The following is an 18,926-nucleotide window of genomic DNA, read 5'->3' on the forward strand; positions in this document are numbered from 1 at the left end:
TAATGACTAAGACTAGCGACTGCACAAACGAAGGCTCCATTACAGACGGTTTTCCTTTATAGGTTTTAATCATAAAGAAACTATAAAAGAGATGATTATTTCACGTAGAGAATTTCTAAAATTATTAGCTGTGGGTACCAGCACTTGTTTAACCTTGATATCTCCCCTCACTAGTTGGGCGGCATGGGCTAACAATGCCTTTAATGCCGACACTCTTAATAAGGCATACCAACATTTATTTGGCTCATCGACCCTCATTAACAGTAACGAGGTAAAGCTAAAGGCGCCTAAAACAGCAGAAAATAGCGATGCTGTTCCTATTTCGATCAAAACCAAGCTAAAAGGTGTCGACTCAATTAGTATTTTTGTACAAGACAACCCTCAACCTTTAACGGCGACCTTTCAAATCCCACCAGATACATTAGCATCTGTGTCGACCCGAATTCGTTTAGTTAAAACTAGCACCGTCATCGCTGTTATCAAAGCAGGAGACAAGCTATATAGTAGAAGCCAAGAAGTAAAAGTCTCATCAAGTGGGTGTACTCGTTAGCAACTTAATAATTCGTTATTAATCTCATCTTATTTGGAGATATAAATGAAAGTGAGAGCAAAAATAATAAATAACATCACTCATGTTAGGGTATTAGCTATACACCCCATGGAAACAGGTGAACGTATTGATAAAGACTCAGGCGAAAGGATCTCTGCGAAATATATTCAAAAACTTAGCTGCGAACACAACGGTAAAGAAGTTTTTCTAGCACAATTTGGCACATCAATATCTCAAAACCCTTATCTGGCTTTCTCATTTAAAGAGGGTAAAAAAGGCGATATTTTATCGTTACGGTGGAATGATAATACCGGCGATGTAAAAAAGACTGACACAACCATTAAATAGCTTATTTCTAACTATTAACCGTTGTTAAATAGGCATTAATAGCTTTATGTGCATGCCCTGCTTGCGACATTTCCATACGAAGACTATCACGCTGACTCAATAAAAATTGAGTTAGGATTTTATTTTTATCTAGCACCAATTGAATAGCTTCCGCCAATACTACAGCTTCGATATCTGGCGGTGTTTCAAACAGATGCTGTATGTCTGTATCACGTGCTTTTTCAAGCTTTACCACTGTATCCCATTCACCCTCTTGAGCTAGCTGAATTAGTTTTTCAGTATCCGCAAGAATAGAGTCAAGGCGTTGTAAATCACTTGGCATAAAAATTAACGTTGCGCGGCATCAGGGCTTATTGCATCCCACCCCATTTTGATCTGACTCAAAAGCTTACCCGCTTCATCAAGCAAGGCAGCATCATTCTTAATATTCGCCTGTAATAAAACGTGATTAATATATTCATAAAGTGCATCTAAATTCTTTGATATTTCACCACCTTGTTTGAAATCTAAACTCGCTCTAAGTCCTTCAATAATTGAAATAGCACTTCCAATTTGCTCACCTTTCTTAGCAACGTTCTGTTGCTTTAAAGCGCTTTTTGCAGACAATATTCGCGATAAGGCCCCATCCAATAGCATTTGGATTAACTTATGTGGTGATGCGTCCATTACACCACCATGTACGGATGTTTGTTGGTACTGTTTTAATGCAGTTGCGCCATTCATAGGATTCTCCAATTATAAATGTACTTTAATTATTACTATTTGAATTATAAGCACCTGGTAAATTAGCCAGCTGCTGTGTTAAAAAATTACTCTGATTTTGTAAAGAACTTACCAGTATATCCATGGCGGTAAATTGACTTAATAGCCTACTTTCTAAGGACACTAACCGTCTATCTAGTGCTTCTCGCTGATCGGCAATATCATCCACGCTGACTTGTATACCGGCTGTTCTAGAATCAATGATTCCATTTGAGCCAATATAACCCTCAATAGCCATATCTAACGTATTGGCGATGCCATTACTCGCAGCAAATAATTGTCCAACTTGATCAAAATTACTGTCCAAAGCAGCGTTTAACGTCTCGCTATTTAAGGATAGCTTACCCTCTTCATCTGTTGTAATACCTAGCTCTGCTAACGTGCTAAAAGGACCTGTAAGCCCAGTCACAGAAGAGGAAATTTCTTGTCTTATTAATGTGCTAATACCGCGCAAAGTAGAGTCGCCCAATAGCAATCCTGCTGATTCTGTCGCCGCATCGTATGAACCCAGTGTATTAAAGGTATCAACTAAGCCGTTATAGTTGGCAATAAAGGTATCAATCTTAAACGTAATCGCCTCACGGTCTTGCGCAACCGTTAACTGCTCACCTGCACCAACTGAAACAGCATTAATCGTAATACCATCCAGCACATCCGAAAATGTATTGTTATTACTGCTGATTAATTGACCATCCACTTTTATTTGGCCATCTTGAGCTGCGCTTGGTGTATTTAATTGTGTATTGACTAAACGTGACAAACCAAATTCATCTGAATTTTCGCCATCACTATCGACTGCTGTTATTGTTATTGCATTATCTAAACCACTAGATGTTGCTGTAAAAACTAATTGTTGCCCCGAATCGACATTAATAATAGAAGCTGAAACACCTGTATTATCATTGGCAGCATTAATCGCATCTCTAATATCCGTTAGGGTATCTGTTGCATCAATCGTTAAAGAAAAAGAATCAGCACCCTGGGTAAATGTTAGGGTGCCGTCTCCTATTGTATCCGTATCAGCAAAACCACTGGTTGTTATCAACTTGTGCGCTTGTGCTAACTGAACAACTTCAATGCCATATTGCGAGACATCCGCTGTTTCATCAGCCGTCGCAGTAAAAACCTCATCATTACTGGATAAAGCAGACCTGAGTTGAAAATCCGCTGTATCTTGCAAGTCTCGAACAGCCCCTTGAAAAATAGATAAAGCACTTTTCAAAGAACCAAACGCTGAAATATCACCTAAATATTCAGCTTCATTAAAGTCAAGCCTGTTTGATTTATCGACACCCTCTGCTTCAACCAACTGAGTGATCAATGTATTAACATCTATTCCAGACCCGATACCTGCTGATGAAATTGACATAATGGTTTCCTTATTTACATAATACTGAAATAACTATGCAAAAAGCTTGCCTCCTACGCACTTTCGTTTACCAACAAACCACGAGCCGCATCTTCTGATTGCGCCTTGTTTTCAGCCAAATACGCTGCCATTGCTAACACATCTTCAGACGGAAAAGTCCGGATAACATCACCCGACTCCTTATCTGTTACCGTTATAACGGAACGACCAGTATCATCATGCACACTAAATTGTATAGATCGTTGAACGTTTTGAACAAAGCTATTCAAATCACTCACCGTTTCTTCAATTTTTTGTGCAGCTGATGACTGGCTACCGCTTACCTCTTCCGGCAAAGCTTGACCACCCATTGACTGATTACTTACCTTCTGTGCAATAACACTATCAGTTGATACGGTAACATTAGACGCCTTAGACGTTACCGCCTTTGGTGCCGAACTAACTAAATTTAATGTTTCCATAACTACCTCCTGTTTAGATTAATACTGGCTCTATTTTCATAAAGCCAGTATTTACCCTTAACGCCCTATTGCAACAAGGCTAATACGTTTTGTGGTAACGAGTTAGCTTGAGACAAAATTGACACACCTGCTTGCTGCAGAATTTGCGCTCTAGTCAACGCTGCTGTCTCTGCTGCAAAATCAGCATCTTGAATACGTGAGCGCGCTGCACTTAAGTTTTCTGAGGTAGTTGCTAGGTTAGCAATAGTAGATTCAAAACGGTTTTGAATCGCACCAAACGTACTACGCAAAGAACTCACAGCCGTTAATGCAGAATCAACCTGACGAATGGTCGTTTCTGAATTAGCCACAGTATCCACAGCAGCTGTCGATAAACTTCCAGATACATCTGTTGATGAAGCTAGACCCAATGTTGTCAGACCAGTAGTTCCCGTCACGGTGATGCTTTCGTTAGAAACAACGTTCAAGGTACCATCAGTATTAAGCGCCGCAGAACCCTCACCATTTAACGCTGTATTAATAGCGTCCACTAGGCTTTGTGCTGTGGTATATGTACTATCAGCAACTGTAAAAGCTGTCTGAGTACCTATTTGTATACTAAAATCACCTGCTACTGTCACTGATGTGCCAGCTACCCCTGCTACATCGCCGTCTGTGATTGCAGTTACCGTCTCTGAACCCGCCAATGCAAAGTTACCAGTAGAAGCATCCTCATCGGTAAAAGTAATATTAGTACCATCACTCTCTGCCGTAAAACCTGCGCTAGCATAACCTGTTGATCCAGTTATGGCTGCCAACAAATCAGCCGCATCCGTTATGTTTGTATCCAGTGTTACTGTGAACAAGCTTCCACCTGGTGCCGTAACAGTAAAGTTACTATTTGCTGATGTGTCAGCATCTGAACCAGTTACATCTTGCACAATCGCAATGTTGCCCGGTGTTGCAAATGAAGCGCTAACAGTACGTCCGACTGTTGCTGCTGTACCTTCATTTACATCTGACAATGTAACGGTATCAGTATTATCCGACTCTGTCGTTAATCCAGATAGGGCAGATGTAGTTAACGAATCTGCTTTTGCTGCAGCAAACGCTGCGGCAAAGGAGTCTGCATTTGTTGCAACCGAATCAGCTGCAAAATCAGTAGCAATTGTTACATTATTAGCATCAACAACAGTATAAACATCAGCGTTACCAGAGCCTGCATCTTGGAATGTAAAAACTACGCCTTCGACAGTGATCGTATCATTTGCCGCCGCAGGAGCATTTGCAAATGTGATTGTATCTGAACCCGCAGTGGCCGGTACCGTAGAGTAATCGGCAACAAGACCAGCAGCAGCCGTTGTAAAGGTTGCGGCAGTACCATCAATTAGATCAGTTAGATTAGTCGATGATGTTGCTGTTGCTACCGCTCCAATAGAGTCCAGACGTGTACTTGTTGATAAGTCTAAGCTGATCGTTTCGCCTACATTTGCACCCACTTGAAACTGGGCGCTACCAAACGTGCCATCAAGAATTTTTTGACCGTTAAATGATGTTTGTCCTGCGACTCTATCAATCTCAGCTAAACGTTGTTGCACCTCTAAGTTTAACGCCGCTCTATCTGATGATGAGTTTGTTGAGTTAGCAGACTGAATCGCTAGCTCACGAATACGTTGCAAGTTGTTACCAATCTCACCCAATGCGCCTTCAGCTGTTTGAGAAAGAGAGATAGCATCGTTTGCATTTCGAGACGCTTGGTTTAAACCACGAATTTGTGTGGTAAAGCGCTCTGAAATGGCAAGGCCGGCCGCATCGTCTTTAGCACTGTTAATACGTAAACCGGAAGAAAGTCTTTGTAACGACGTGTTTAACGAACTTTGTGATGTATCTAAGTTACGTTGCGCCGTCAAAGACGCAATATTACTGTTAATAAATTGAGGCATTTTATTGCTCCTATGTAAGCCTAATGCTTACTTTTTCTAAAACATGACGGATATATCTTTGAGTATGACTAGATATTCACCGCCTCCGCTTAAGGTATCGGCGCTATAAAAATATTCTTTAGGATTTATTTTAAGTTTTTTGTAGGTTACAACTAAGTGGCATCACCAAGCCTCAAACATCGACTCTATGAGTCAAAAATATTGACACCACATTTATAGAGTCGACCTAGGGTTTATTTAATTATAATAAATTAAATAATGATAAATTTTGCACTTTAACGAATGACTGCTGTGCTGCCTGCAAACTCACTATTTGAAGATTAAATCGACTGATCGCTTCTGCCATATCAAGGTCTTCAACCTGTGACTTTGCGCTTTGAAGGTTTAATAAGAAGTCTTGATTGGTTTCTTGTTGGCTATCTAGTGCATTTAGCCTTGCACCAATTTGAGAACGCACATCTAAAACACGGTTCAACGCGGTATCTAACTGATCCAAGTGATCATATAAAGGGATAGAAACATTTGTTGCACTGGCAGCGCTTGTAAGCGATACATCAATTGCCAGCTCTCCTTCACCTGGCGTGTTAGCAATGATACGGAGTGTATTATTAGTTTGATCGAGATCAACTGTTGAATCGTTACTGGCAACTGCCGCATTTAAAAGAGCAGCTACGTCATCGCCCGTTACAGCAGCAGAAATATCCACCGCTATGCTTGGTGGTGCAATCGCTGGCCCCGTCCCATCATCAAACTCATAATTAATACCGTTGATAGTCATTGACTGCGCATCTAAAGGCACCGAATTAAAGGTTAACTCTGTTTCTTCTACCGCCGGTCTATTGGTCGCTAAATCCGTCGCTAAACTGTATAACGTAGTGAACACATCCTCTGCATTGCCATTTTTATCTTGCAGATTAAAAAACAATTCTGCACCTGAATTATTGTCTGACACCGTACGGTTTTCACCAATCTGTATCAAACGCTGACCTTGATCGCCTTGAAAACTAAATACACCCGTGGCAGCCGAACCGGTAACCGCCTGTGTTTGTCCTTTAAAACCTGAATACAGATAATCACCATTAGCATCTTTGGTATTGGCGAGCGCCACCATTTCGTCAAGACGCTGAAACATCTCGTTTGCTATAGATTGTCGGTCAGCTGCCGTATTTGTATCGTTGTACCCCTGCACGGCTAATTCACGGACACGGTGTAAACTATTGGTTACACTTTGCAAGGTTGTATCAGACAACGATAAACGATTTTCTGCGTAATTTATATTCGTTTGAAACTGCGTGATTCGGCTGATGGATTGGTTAAAGTCGAGGACCTGAGCTGCACCCGACGGGTCATCAGATGGTGTAAGTATCCGTTTACCTAATGAGATTTGTTGCTGCGCTTGGTTAACTTGAGCCTGCTGAAACATAATCGCATTAATACCCAATTGTTGAGCAAGGCTTGTTGAAATTCTATCGACCATTATCTGAAAGCTCCTAATAGCGTTTCGAAAATTGTACGAGACGTTAACACAACTTGACTAGCGGCTTGATACGCTTGTTGAAAACGAATTAAATTAGCCGCCTCCTCATCTAAATTAACACCACTGACAGCATCTTTGGAGGCGATGGTTTGAGCCAAAAGACCATTTTGTGCAGCCGCATTAACTTCAGCCGACTGTGTCCGGCGACCCACATCGGCAATAACTTGACCGTAAACATCTTGAAATGAGGCGGTACCACCGGACAAACTCAAATTCGTTTGCAACCCAGCAAGGAAATGCCCATTTCGGTTATCACCCGTGCCACCTGAATTATCAACCAATGAGAAGGTATCACCCTCATCAGGCTGACCGGTTAGGGTAAAGCTAATATCGCCAAAACCAGCGACATTAACCGTATAGCTATCGCCGTTATTTGTTGCTGCATCGTAGGCCAAGGGCCCTCCCGTAGCATTACTAACCGTATATTGTTTTAATGTATTGTCATACGTTAAAACAACACCAGCCGGTAACGATGATGCTGATAAACCAGTCACCGCCACATTACTTAAACCGCCAGTTCCAGAGTTGCTGACGGTTTGCTCTGAGACAACCGGAAGCGCAACAGCAATATCTTTAGGGTCAGTTAACGCTAATGAGAAATTTTCAGCCGCATAACGTGTTGGGCTGATCACTCTATACTCATTATTAACATTTGCCGATGATAAATCGAAGGTTAGCCCATCGTAATCAACCGATGCTCCAGACGATATAACACCACTGATAGAGGTATTATCAGATAACCGTGTAATGTTATAGGCTGTATTTGGTAGCGCCGTCCCATCCGTTGTAACACGATAATCGCTATTAATTATTTGTGATGGATCGGAAACACTGACAGCCAATGAGCCTGCGTTGGCATCGGCCTTAACATGGGTAATATTTGCTGTACTAAAAAAGTTTAGCCCCTGTTCGCCCTCTAGGTCGATACCATTGGCATGTTGATTATTTACTGAGAATGACAGACCGATAGCTATTTCACCTAAGGCATGAACCGCTTCATCTAACACCTCATCTTTAAAACGTAAGGCTCCCCCTATTTCACCCCCTGTCATAAACTGGGTAATAGCTGTATCAGCGCCGCCCTGCTGAAAAATAACATCAACTCTAGTAGGGTCTAATGTAGACGGCTGCAAAGCCAGTGTATTGTTCGTATTACCTAAGACTAAGGTTTGCCCATTACCAATAAAAACATTGACCGCACCATTTTCTTGCTCATTGGTTTTTACATTCACTAACTGAGACAAATCATCAATTAATTTATCTCGTTGATCCAATAAATCATTCGGCAAGTTACCATCAGAACCACCTAATGCGCTGGCGATCCTGTCATTAATCAGAGCAATATTTTCAGATAGGCTATTTACCTCGTCTATATTTCCCTGTAACGAACCGTTAACTTGCGTGCTAACACCATCAAACAATCGGTCTAATGTAGCAAAACGGTTTTCCAACACCTCGCCTTCAGTTAATAGCACTTGGCGTGCTGGAATAGATGTTGGATCATCTGCAACAGCTTGAACCGCATTGAAAAAATCTTGTAAGGCCGTACTTAACCCAATATTTTCATCCGCCAACACACCATCAATTTGGTTAGCAAAGTTTAAATAAGTCTCTAATTCAGACACAGCAGTACTACTGCTTCTATATTGTGTGCTTAAAAAAGCATCATAAAGCCTACTAACATTAGTCGCACTAACACCCGAACCAATATACCCAGCACCAGCCAGTTGTGGATTATTAGCATCTAACTCGACCCGTTGACGACTATAACCTTCTGTTGAAGCATTGGCAATATTATGACTGGTCGTGTCAAGCACACTTCTAAAGGCAGTTAAACCAGACAAGCCATTGAGTAATAAGTCACTCATAGGGCTGCTCTTTTTAAATGTTGATATGTCATATTATGTCTTCCATTGTTAACGTATCGGCCTAACTGGCAAAACCTGAAGCTGGAACGGTAAGACCACTAAGCTGCGCACGATTAAGGATCGATAGTATTTTTTGGGCATACGCAGGATCGGTTGCATACCCTGCTTTTTGTAGGCCTTTTACAAACCCTTCGTTTGAATCTACTTGAGTTAATGCCTGCTGATAACGTGGGTTTTGTTGCAAGAACTGCACATAATCGTTAAAGCTCTCTTGGTAACTATCGTATGCTCGGAAAGTTGCTTGACGTTTTTCTGCAATACCATTTTCGTACTCAACCGTTTGTACTGAAACAGTTTTGCCTTCCCAGCCATGCGAGGCTTTTATACCGAATAAATTATGACTACTTTGGCCTATTTTATTTCGCATAATGTGTTTACCCCAGCCGGTTTCTAGGGCAGATTGGGCTAATAATACTTTGGCATCCACACCTAGCTCTTGCGCTGCTTGTTGTGCCTGCGGCCACATTTTATGAAGAAAATCTTCTGGTGAGTTAATGGCTGTTACGTTACTTGAAGGCTCAGCCGTTTTCACTTCTTGTAAGGCCCCTTGAATTCTTCGTACCGAGGCTTCTCGATAATCAGACAACCCCTGTGCCGCCACTGTATTTTCGCTTTTTACTTGGCCACCCATTTGCTGAACAATCATCTCCGCCAACCCCAAATGCCCCCGTTTGGATAAATCTAGAGAAATTTGATCGTCATACATCGATTCATAAAACTTTGTTTTTTCACCATCAATTAACTCGGAATCAGGCACCGTATCTCGCATGCTTTTAAGCATCATTTTTAAAAACACGGTCTCAAATTGACGCGCCACTTGCTCTAGGGCTTCTTGTTTTTCACCCTGCCCGCCAGTGGCCTTAGCTTTTAATTGCGCTAAGCCATTAAAGTCTGCATAAACATCTGCTTGTGAGCCGCTTATATTCATTAGATAACAATCAGCTCTGCAGTTAATGCGCCTGCGCCTTTTAGCGCCTCTAAGATCGCCACCAAGTCACTTGGACCCGCACCCACTTGGTTAACAGCCCGCACAATTTCATCTAGCGATACACCAGGATCAAAAACAAACATGCGTTTATCTTCTTCGGTAACGGTTATATCTGTTTGTGGCGTGACAACTGTTTGCCCATCCGAAAACCCGCCTGGCTGGCTAACATTTAAATTCTCGTTAATGGTCACTGTTAAATTACCGTGAGAGACCGCCGCTGGACGTACTTTGACTTGATTGTTTATGACAACCGTACCCGTTCTTGAGTTAATAATAATACGCGCTGCTGATTGCGCCGGCTGCACTTCTAAATTTTCAAGCAATGACATAAAAGCAACCCGTTGAGCTGGGTCACGCGGCATATTCACTTTAACGCTGCCACCGTTTATTGAATGTGATGTTTGCGGACCAATAGCTTGGTTTATCGACATTGCTAAGCGATTAGCGGTTGTAAAGTCAAAGGTATGCAGGTTTAACGTTAAGGAATTACCATCATTAAAGGGGCTATAAACAGATCGCTCTACTGATGCACCATTAGGGATATTACCTACGGTGGGTATGTTCACACTTATTTTAGAACCATCATTACCCGATGCACTCAAACCACCCACAACTAGATTACCTTGCGCTATCGCATATACTTTGCCGTCAGCACCTTTTAAAGGAGACATTAATAAGCTACCGCCGCGTAAACTTTTTGCCTCGCCAATCGCATTAACGGTCACGTCAATCATTTGCCCTGGTGTTGCAAAAGCAGGTAATGAAGCGTGAATAATAACGGCTGCAACATTTTTAGATTTTATTTGCACATTTGATGGGATTTTAACGCCCATTTGACTCAACATACTGCGCAAACTCTGGGAAGTAAAATCCCCCGATTTCACCTTGTCGCCGGTTCCATTTAAACCAACCACCACACCATACCCCACTAATTGGTTTGAGCGAACACCTGTAATAGAGGCTAGGTCTTTAATTCGCTCGGCATTAGCGTTTGTGATGCTCATTGCTAACAAAACCAATACTATTTTAAAATATCTCATCACCTTCTCCTAAAACGGGAACACCGCACTGATAAAGAAACGTGCTAACCAACCAATTTTATTAGCATCTGCCAGTGCACCTTCACCTGTATACATGATAGTGGCATCGGCAATTCTTGTAGATTCCACACTATTATCGGGGTTAATATCGGTTGGACGAATAATGCCCGATAAGCGAATATACTCATTACCCTGATTTAAACGAACACGCTTTTCACCACGAATTTTTAAATAGCCATTCGGTAAGACATCTATCACGCTAACGGTAATGCTACCGCTGAGGCTATTATTTTGTGTGCTTTCAGTCTCACCTGCAAAGTCACTCGCTGAAGCCAAACTGCTATCAAGATTCAAACCAAATTTAGAGGGGTCACTCATACCCAAAATGGTAGGCGTAGAAATTGAAGTACTGTTATCTTTTTTGATATCAGTATCGGCTTGTTTCTTTGCATTGGTTTTTTCAACCAAATTAATCGTTAAAATATCACCGATTCTTCTGGCTCTTATATCTTCAAATAAACTCACCTCATAACCCGCTTGATAGATAGAACCATTATTGCTTTGTGGCACTTGATAAGAGGTCGGCTTAGCAGGCACATACTCCGGATCGTGGCGAGGTTTACTCATATTATCCATCATCGCGCAACCGGATAGCATGAACACTAAGACAAAGAGTTTAAGGGTTTTCATTATCATGATTCCTTGTTTATAAATCCTGCATTAAACGTTGTAGCATTTGATCTGAATTTGAGATGGCCTTTGAGTTCATTTCATACGCACGTTGAGTTTCGATCATGCTGACCAACTCTTCTACAACGTTCACGTTAGAGGTTTCTAATGAACCACCTGATAACAGACCCACGCCTGTTTCGCCCGGTGTCGTTACCGTTGGGCTACCACTGGACAAAGACTCCCTAAACTGATTTTCACCAATGGGGTCTAGACCTGTTGGGTTAATAAAGTCGGCCAGTGTAATATTGCCTACCTGACTTGGCGTAGAATTACCGGCTTGTAAAACTGACACCGTGCCATCCACACCGACAGTAACACTTAAGGCATCTTCTGGAATGGAAATAGAGGGCTCTAATGGGTAACCGCCTGATGTTACCATTTGGCCATCGCCATCCAGTTTAAAGCTGCCATCACGTGTATAGGTAATACTGCCATCAGGTCTTAAAATCTGGAAAAAACCACGGCCATTTACCGCAATATCAAGCGAGTTTCCTGTTTGCTGAATAGTCCCTTGGGTATGCGTTTTTTCAGTAGCAACCGTACGAACCCCTGTACCAATCTGCAACCCCGTCGGCAAGATGTTATCTTGTGACGATTGCGCTCCAACTTGTCGTACATTTTGATACAACAAGTCTTCAAACACCGCTCTCGACTTTTTGTAACCGGTTGTATTAACGTTGGCTAGGTTGTTTGAAATAACCGACATCCGCGTTTGTTGCGCTTCTAGTCCCGTTTTACTAATCCACATTGCTTGCGTTGACATTTAACTCTCCTAACTGACGCGCATCAATTGAGCGCTTGCTGCTTCGTTTTCACTGACTGTTTTCATCATTTTGACCTGTAACTCAAAATTTCGAGCCAGCTCAATCATGCTGACCATCGCGTTGACAACACTCACATTACTACCTTCTACAGATCCTGATACCAAACGCACTTCGGCACTGGGTTGAGCATCTAGTCCGCTTTTTAATCGGAATAAACCATCCTTACCTTTTTCAACATCTGCTAGCTCAGGGTTCACCAATTTAATTCTATCGATGGTTGATAATGTTGCCGCACTATCACCCAGTGGAATAATACTAACCGTGCCATCGCTACCAATTTCCACCTTGTCAGCCTCTGGTATCGCCACAGGACCACCGCCACCCATCACTGCTAAGCCTGTACCGGTTGTTAGCACCCCATTGGGTGTAATTCTCAAATCGCCCGCACGGGTATAGGCTTCGGTGCCATCTTCTGCCTGAACAGCTAACCAGCCATCACCATTAATAGAGACATCTAAGTCTCGGCCTGTTGACTGTATGGTGCCGTGGTCAAAGTCTATTCCAGGGCGCTCAGCCATCGCATAAACATTCGACGGAAGCCCTGCGCCATATACTGGCATGCTTCTAAATTGAGACAAATCGGCTTTAAAGCCCGTGGTATTCGCATTCGATAAATTATGTGAATTCACCGCTTGCGCCAACATTGCTTGCTTGGCACCGCTCATTGCTACATAAAGGCTACTGTCCATTTAATTTCTCTCTTCTTGAATCAGTGATTATCGAATATTAATAATGGCTGTTTGGATTTCATTCTCAGTTGAAATCGCTTGAGCATTCGCTTGGAAGTTACGCTGAGCAGTAATCAAACTCACCAACTCCGTTGCAATATCAACATTAGAGGCTTCAAGCGCACCAGACTGAAGTGAGCCAAAGCCTGCCGTACCAGCAGAACCAATCACTCGGTCTCCAGCAGCAAATGTATCGGCCCAAGACGTATCGCCTAGTTGACGCAAACCATGTGAATTGGGAAAGGTTGCCAACGCTACCTGACCTAACTCTGTGGATTGACCATTGGTGAACGTTGCAGAAACAATACCTGCCTCATCAACACTGATGCCGCTTAGACGACCAGATGCAAATCCATCTTGACTCAGTGAGTTAACAGCAAAATCGCCGCCATATTGGGTAGTATCCGAGTAATCAAAGTTTAACGCTAAGTTTGCAGCCCCATTACTCATTGGCAATGCATCAAAGGCAACATTGCCACTACTAGGCGTTGCCGCCTCAGCAATACTTTGAAATGAACCAAGGCTATCAAAGGTCATCGTCAAAAAGTCATCGGCTCCCGCATTTAATGTTAATGGGTTACCATCTACATACGTATGCACTTGCCATTCATTACTACTGGGGTCACTTGCAACGTAATACATCGTGGCAGGAAAATCATTGCCTAATGAGTCAAAAACCGTTGTTGATGTTGAATGGTTGTAACTATCCGCATCTGTTGCACTAAATTCTGTTGGATCAATCGGGAAAGTCGTATACGTTGATGGAACAGTTTGTTGAGAATCCAGGTTTAATGTAGGTTCAACACTGGTTGTTGCCGACGGCGCAGAGTCTCCGGTACTTAATTGCAGCGAGGCAAGGTTACCTGTATTAAATGTGCCATTACCATTTGATGGGAATGTTTGTAACTGTCGCCCAGAACTATCAACAACAAAACCATCCTTATCGGTTGAATAAGCCCCTGCCCGAGTATAAACATTAGTTCCATTATCGCTTAGAACAAAAAACCCATCACCGTTGATCGCTAGATCTAAACTACTGGAGGTAAATTCAACATTACCTTGGCCAAACTGCTGCGACACACTGGCAACACGAACACCACTACCCGGTGTATTACCAGACACACCTGTAAAAGAGGTAGCAAACACATCGGCAAACTCTGTACGGGACTCTTTAAAACCATTTGTAGAGGCATTGGCAATATTGTTACCAATCACCGATAAATCAGTTGCTGAGGCATCAAGCCCACTTAATGAAGTACGAAATGACATAGTATTCTCCTAAACGTGTTTAAAATATTCTTGAAACATTGCTAAATGGCACACTGCCTAGACCCGACAGGTTCAGTTGCAATGGTTTACCTAGGCCGCCCAAGGTAACGCTGTCAACATCTGCCGAAATTTGTGTATCCAATTCAAAATTTTGACCGTCGATACGCGCTTTAGCATCAACGTTATAAAGCCCCGGAGACGCCACCGTTCCATCTGAACGTTTGCCATCCCATGAGAAAGCAACAGGGCCTGCAGATTGTGTTCCTAGTGGAATGGTCTGCACTATCTGCCCTGCTTGGTCAGTAATATTGATTGAAACGTCTGGTGAACTGGTCGGTAACGTCAGCTCTCCATCAATTGAGCCCCCCGCTGTTAAGACACCTGCCTGTAGCGGAACATTAACCCTTCTTCCCACTAAATTAGCTGCCTGTAGAGCTTGGTCATTTGATACAGATGACGCAAATTCTGAGAAAGAGGTATTCAATCCATCAATGCCAGTGACTGTACTAAATTGTGCTATTTGACCTAAGAAATCACCACTTTCCATTGGCTTCATGGGGTCTTGGTTATTTAGCTGTGTAACCATCAGTTTGAGGAAATCGCCCTGCCCTAGATCACTGTTTGATTTACTGGTATTTGTCGCCGTACTTTGTTGAGCAAGGCCTAAACTTTGTAGCGTATTAAAATCGACTTCTGACATGGTTATTCTCCGTTACTGACCAATTTTTAATGTTTGTTGTAAAAGTTGCTTTGCCGTATTTAGCACTTCAACATTATTTTTGTAGCTTTGACTTGCAGACATCATGTTGGCCATTTCTTCAACCACATTAACGTTTGGCTTAAAAATATATCCGTCTTGATTCGCCATTGGGTGTTGCGGCGCATATTCGCTGCGAAGAGGCGACTGGCTTTCGACCACGCCCAATACGCGAACTTTTTTTGCGGCCGATTGTTGGTTAGCCATTGCTCCGTCTAGCACTTCAGCAAAAATTGGCTGGCGCGCACGATATGTCTCACCGGTACTGCTGCTTACCGTTTCAGCATTCGCCATATTGCTGGCCACCAAATTTAAGCGGGTTGTTTGTGCGCTCATTCCGCTACCTGCCACATCAAAAATATTATATAAAGACATGCTTATTCACCCCTTAGCGCTGAAAGGTAACTGGAAATTTTGCCGTTCACAAAACGCAGAGACGTTTGATAGTCCATTGCATTTTGCGCATACTTTGCTTGCTCAACCTGTGCATCCACCGTGTTACCGTCTAGCGAAGCGCTTAACGGTGTACGATAAGCAAGAGCAACCGTCGCTGGTGTTTTATCAAACCCAATATGCTGATGATGTGTTTGTTTCACATGACCTGCCGCTGTGTTGAGCCTGTTTAAAACTGACTTAAAATCAAAGTCTCTTGCTTTATAGCCTGGCGTATCGGCATTAGCCATATTAGAGGCTAATACTTCAGCGCGTTTAGAACGATAAATAAGCGCTTGTTCGTGTACACCAAATAATGAGTCAATCGTTGTTGCCATCTGTCACTCCTGTTTCGTTGAAAACAATAAAGCAGAAACCATGCCATTTTTTTAATCTAATTAAATCAATAGGTTACAAAAATAAAAGGGTGGGTAAATAGCGGCAAGAACGGCAAAAAAGCGGCAAAGCGGAAAGCATTGGGGACAAAATTACATACTTTTAATAACGGGGTAAGCTTGTACCAAGCACCCCTTCCTCTGCATTACCTTATATAGAACTATCTAAACGGTTCGTTATTATCATCTCCGATTCCATTTACAAATGTCTTTATTACGGCATATTTAATGCATATATATTTCTAACCTATACATCGTCACGATATTGCACATAACGTTTATGAAATCATTGTTAACACTAATCACTTTATTACTGCTGTTTTCTCCGCTGCTCTTTGCAACAGAGCAACCGTTTGAAGATCATCAAAATATTCTGGACAATGCACATACCTATTTAACCGACAGACTGGCTAAGCAACATTTAGAACACAATATTACCGTTCAAAACATAGACTCACGGCTCAAACTCAAAAAATGTTCTTCAGAGATTGACATAAGCCTCACCCAAGCGCCTGTAAAACCAGGAAAAAATACATTAAAAATTGAATGCATATCGCAGACTCCTTGGCGAATATTTATGACGGCACAGGTTCAACTTTTCAGCCATGCTTTGGTTTTTAACCAGCCGTTCAACAAAGGGCACCTTCTTAAAGAATCTGACATTACATTAAAAAAAATTGAACTGACAGGACATCGATCCGCTTACTTATCAGAGTCAAAACATGCGATAAACCATGTCTTAAAAAGGCGAGTTCGCCGAGGCGATCTTGTCAGTGTCAATATTTTGTCAACCCCAACCCTTATTAAAAAAGGTGACAACATCACAATCATTGCAAAAAACAAAGGCTTCCAAATCAGCATGAAAGGCATTGCATTGATGGCCGGAGGCAAAAATGACAAAATCAAAGTGAAAAACATTAAAACCAAAAAAATCATCCAAGGAATTATTTCTGATTCGCAAACTGTTAGAGTAAGCATATGAGAGCGTCTATTAACCATCAAGTTTCCTTACAAATCGCCGATACAGTGATGCCTAGCCACAGGAGTTATCATGTCTATTAATATCAAAAAAACCGGCCATAAATCAGCTCAGAGCCCTGTTAACAAAGCAAATAACACTAAGAAAAACACCAAAAGTAGCGCCAAAAACGCTACTAAAATAGCTGATAGTGATAGTATTGATTTAACTGAAAACGCATCCAAACTCCAACAAATTGAACAGTCTCTTCAAGACATTCCTGTTATTGATACCGGTCGTGTAGAGGCCATTAGCCAATCCATTGAAGAGGGTCAGTACAACATCGATAATGAAAAAATAGCTGATCGAATTATTAAAAGTGAAACAGCGCTTCACCTTAAAAAGAAATCATCATGACAAAAAAATCATCTGATCAACTCATTGAACTAATACAACAGCTTGAGCACATCTCAGGTCAATTAAACAGCACCTTAAAAAAAGAACAAGCCGTTTTGAAGCTGAAAGACAGTCAGCAATTATTGGAACTTTCTGACGAAAAAAAAGCCTTAGTTACCCACCTAGAAAACCATACCAAAACCACGCATATTTTTTTAAGAAACATGAATATCAACAAAGGTCTTTACGGTTTTTCAGACGCCCTTTCCAGCTTAGCGCCTGGAGGTATCAAGACATTACTAGAAAAAGCCTGGTCCAACATTCAAGCTTTAGCGGAAGACAATAAAGAACTGAATCAAATAAACGGCTCCATTATTGAGCTTAATCGTCGACACACCCAACGCTCACTGGATGTTTTACGTGGACAAGCGAGCACAACCACTTCTACATACGGGGCAGACGGGCATGCCGCTAACAGTAAAGTATCAAGAAACATCTCCATTGCTTAATTACACGTGAACTTTATATCCAGTCTAAAGTCATTATTGCGCTCAGAAGAAGAGGAACAAACACCCAACCCTAACCCAAATTTTATCGTTCGGCCCTCTCGCATTAAACACATGTTGCAAATTCTAATGGAGTCGCATGTACAAGTTTCGCTGGTATTCGATAATCAATTAGAGTGCACCAGTAGATTACTCGACGTATCAACAAACGAATTAATACTCGATCAATTAAATAACCGAGCCGCTCATCTTAAAATGCTACCCGGCACGGTTATACAAGTTAACGCCAAGCATCACGCCGTTCCTTTTAATTTTAGCTCAACTATTACCGGCACATTGCACGATGGCAGCTACCTGATGGCGATGCCCGAAAAAATATATCACCCCCAAAAAAGATCCTTCTTCAGAGTACCCATTGAGAATATCGAAAAGTATAAATTTACCGCTGCCATTCAGTTTTCTGAAAACCTTATTTCAGGCTATGTTTACGATGTTAGCTTCGGCGGTATTTGCATTGCGGTTTATTCAAACTCTTATGTGAAAAAAGGCTCTATTCTAACGCCTGCCAGCATGACCCTTAAAGACGGTAGTACTATTCAGTTAGATTTAACCGTTTGCTCTGTAAAAAAGTCTCCGTTAGAAGGCTTTACACGCGTCGGCTGCGAATTCCTTAACTTGGCCAGCCAAGAAAAAAGAGAGATCCATAAATTTATTACAGCATGTGAACGCGAACGCGCAAAAAAATAGTCTCCCTCAAGTTCACAAAGCTATAAAAATAAGCGTTTTGCGCTATCCCTAAAAAGCCCAATAGTGATATTATTTGACGCGAATTAATCAGGGTTCCATTTTTAAAATACATTTGACAATTCTTTAATATGGCCTCGGTAGCTCAGCTGGATAGAGCGCACCCCTCCTAAGGGTGAAGTCGCAGGTTCGAATCCTGCTCGGGGCACCACTATAGTGCTAAATATTAAGCATTAACAAAATGAGTAATTTAAACCCTTATCTTTTCTTAAAACTCGAT

22 protein-coding genes and 1 tRNA gene are annotated in these 18,926 nt (G+C 41.9%); 7 read left to right on the forward strand and 16 right to left on the reverse strand.

What is annotated here, in order from left to right; all coding sequences use genetic code 11:
• The first annotated feature begins 91 nt into the window (after positions 1–91).
• Both soxY and soxZ read left to right on the forward strand, forming a co-directional pair.
• Positions 92–550, forward strand: coding sequence for a thiosulfate oxidation carrier protein SoxY (gene soxY, locus Q91_RS07095; protein ID WP_015006204.1), 459 nt, complete (start codon positions 92–94; stop codon positions 548–550).
• A 45-nt stretch (positions 551–595) separates the two neighbouring features.
• Positions 596–898, forward strand: a complete 303-nt coding sequence (soxZ, locus tag Q91_RS07100; RefSeq protein ID WP_016390086.1) for a thiosulfate oxidation carrier complex protein SoxZ — start codon at positions 596–598, stop codon at positions 896–898.
• Between the two features lie 7 nt (positions 899–905).
• Here soxZ and Q91_RS07105 read toward each other — a convergent pair whose 3' ends face one another.
• The 16 genes from Q91_RS07105 to flgB form a co-directional block, all read right to left on the reverse strand.
• Positions 906–1,220: a flagellar protein FliT gene (locus Q91_RS07105; RefSeq protein ID WP_015006206.1), complete on the reverse strand. Its 315-nt coding sequence runs from the start codon at positions 1,218–1,220 to the stop codon at positions 906–908.
• Positions 1,221–1,225: 5 nt separating this feature from the next.
• Positions 1,226–1,621 carry a flagellar export chaperone FliS gene (gene fliS / locus Q91_RS07110; RefSeq protein WP_015006207.1) on the reverse strand — a complete coding sequence of 132 codons (396 nt, stop codon included), beginning with the start codon at positions 1,619–1,621 and terminating at the stop codon, positions 1,226–1,228.
• A gap of 25 nt (positions 1,622–1,646) precedes the next feature.
• Positions 1,647–3,029 carry a flagellar filament capping protein FliD gene (gene fliD / locus Q91_RS07115; protein ID WP_015006208.1) on the reverse strand — a complete coding sequence of 461 codons (1,383 nt, stop codon included), beginning with the start codon at positions 3,027–3,029 and terminating at the stop codon, positions 1,647–1,649.
• A gap of 53 nt (positions 3,030–3,082) precedes the next feature.
• Positions 3,083–3,490, reverse strand: a complete 408-nt coding sequence (locus Q91_RS07120; RefSeq protein WP_015006209.1) for a flagellar protein FlaG — start codon at positions 3,488–3,490, stop codon at positions 3,083–3,085.
• A gap of 65 nt (positions 3,491–3,555) precedes the next feature.
• Positions 3,556–5,412 carry a flagellin gene (locus tag Q91_RS07125; protein ID WP_015006210.1) on the reverse strand — a complete coding sequence of 619 codons (1,857 nt, stop codon included), beginning with the start codon at positions 5,410–5,412 and terminating at the stop codon, positions 3,556–3,558.
• A gap of 241 nt (positions 5,413–5,653) precedes the next feature.
• Complete coding sequence (gene flgL / locus Q91_RS07130; RefSeq protein WP_015006211.1) at positions 5,654–6,889, reverse strand: flagellar hook-associated protein FlgL; 1,236 nt, start codon at positions 6,887–6,889, stop codon at positions 5,654–5,656.
• On the reverse strand, positions 6,889–8,817 hold the full coding sequence (flgK, locus tag Q91_RS07135) for a flagellar hook-associated protein FlgK (protein ID WP_015006212.1): 1,929 nt from the start codon (positions 8,815–8,817) through the stop codon (positions 6,889–6,891). Before flgK ends, flgL begins: the two co-directional genes overlap by 1 nt.
• 61 nt (positions 8,818–8,878) lie before the next feature.
• Positions 8,879–9,805 carry a flagellar assembly peptidoglycan hydrolase FlgJ gene (gene flgJ, locus Q91_RS07140; RefSeq protein ID WP_015006213.1) on the reverse strand — a complete coding sequence of 309 codons (927 nt, stop codon included), beginning with the start codon at positions 9,803–9,805 and terminating at the stop codon, positions 8,879–8,881.
• Positions 9,805–10,905, reverse strand: a complete 1,101-nt coding sequence (locus Q91_RS07145; RefSeq protein WP_015006214.1) for a flagellar basal body P-ring protein FlgI — start codon at positions 10,903–10,905, stop codon at positions 9,805–9,807. The genes flgJ and Q91_RS07145 overlap by 1 nt, the downstream gene beginning before the upstream one ends.
• A 9-nt stretch (positions 10,906–10,914) precedes the next feature.
• Positions 10,915–11,595 carry a flagellar basal body L-ring protein FlgH gene (gene flgH / locus Q91_RS07150; RefSeq protein ID WP_015006215.1) on the reverse strand — a complete coding sequence of 227 codons (681 nt, stop codon included), beginning with the start codon at positions 11,593–11,595 and terminating at the stop codon, positions 10,915–10,917.
• A gap of 16 nt (positions 11,596–11,611) precedes the next feature.
• Entirely contained in the window at positions 11,612–12,400 is a 789-nt protein-coding gene (gene flgG / locus Q91_RS07155; RefSeq protein WP_015006216.1) for a flagellar basal-body rod protein FlgG, read from the reverse strand.
• A 9-nt stretch (positions 12,401–12,409) separates the two neighbouring features.
• On the reverse strand, positions 12,410–13,150 hold the full coding sequence (gene flgF, locus Q91_RS07160) for a flagellar basal-body rod protein FlgF (RefSeq protein ID WP_015006217.1): 741 nt from the start codon (positions 13,148–13,150) through the stop codon (positions 12,410–12,412).
• Between the two features lie 27 nt (positions 13,151–13,177).
• Positions 13,178–14,458: a flagellar hook protein FlgE gene (gene flgE, locus Q91_RS07165; protein ID WP_015006218.1), complete on the reverse strand. Its 1,281-nt coding sequence runs from the start codon at positions 14,456–14,458 to the stop codon at positions 13,178–13,180.
• 19 nt (positions 14,459–14,477) lie between these two features.
• Positions 14,478–15,158, reverse strand: a complete 681-nt coding sequence (locus Q91_RS07170; protein ID WP_015006219.1) for a flagellar hook assembly protein FlgD — start codon at positions 15,156–15,158, stop codon at positions 14,478–14,480.
• Between the two features lie 12 nt (positions 15,159–15,170).
• Positions 15,171–15,590, reverse strand: coding sequence for a flagellar basal body rod protein FlgC (gene flgC / locus Q91_RS07175; protein WP_015006220.1), 420 nt, complete (start codon positions 15,588–15,590; stop codon positions 15,171–15,173).
• A 2-nt stretch (positions 15,591–15,592) separates the two neighbouring features.
• A complete protein-coding gene (gene flgB, locus Q91_RS07180; protein WP_015006221.1) occupies positions 15,593–15,985 on the reverse strand; it encodes a flagellar basal body rod protein FlgB in 393 nt (130 codons plus the stop codon).
• A gap of 337 nt (positions 15,986–16,322) precedes the next feature.
• Here flgB and flgA point away from each other — a divergent pair, with 337 nt between their 5' ends.
• From flgA to Q91_RS07205, 5 genes are all read left to right on the forward strand, one after another.
• Positions 16,323–17,024, forward strand: coding sequence for a flagellar basal body P-ring formation chaperone FlgA (gene flgA, locus Q91_RS07185; RefSeq protein WP_015006222.1), 702 nt, complete (start codon positions 16,323–16,325; stop codon positions 17,022–17,024).
• 69 nt (positions 17,025–17,093) lie between these two features.
• Positions 17,094–17,417: a flagellar biosynthesis anti-sigma factor FlgM gene (flgM, locus tag Q91_RS07190; RefSeq protein ID WP_015006223.1), complete on the forward strand. Its 324-nt coding sequence runs from the start codon at positions 17,094–17,096 to the stop codon at positions 17,415–17,417.
• On the forward strand, positions 17,414–17,905 hold the full coding sequence (locus Q91_RS07195) for a flagella synthesis protein FlgN (RefSeq protein WP_015006224.1): 492 nt from the start codon (positions 17,414–17,416) through the stop codon (positions 17,903–17,905). The genes flgM and Q91_RS07195 overlap by 4 nt, the downstream gene beginning before the upstream one ends.
• A gap of 6 nt (positions 17,906–17,911) precedes the next feature.
• Positions 17,912–18,649: a flagellar brake protein gene (locus Q91_RS07200; protein WP_015006225.1), complete on the forward strand. Its 738-nt coding sequence runs from the start codon at positions 17,912–17,914 to the stop codon at positions 18,647–18,649.
• A 131-nt stretch (positions 18,650–18,780) separates the two neighbouring features.
• Positions 18,781–18,857, forward strand: a tRNA-Arg gene (locus tag Q91_RS07205).
• The last annotated feature ends 69 nt before the right edge of the window (positions 18,858–18,926 follow it).

It is taken from the genome of Cycloclasticus sp. P1 (assembly GCF_000299965.1).
Taxonomy (GTDB): domain Bacteria; phylum Pseudomonadota; class Gammaproteobacteria; order Methylococcales; family Cycloclasticaceae; genus Cycloclasticus; species Cycloclasticus pugetii.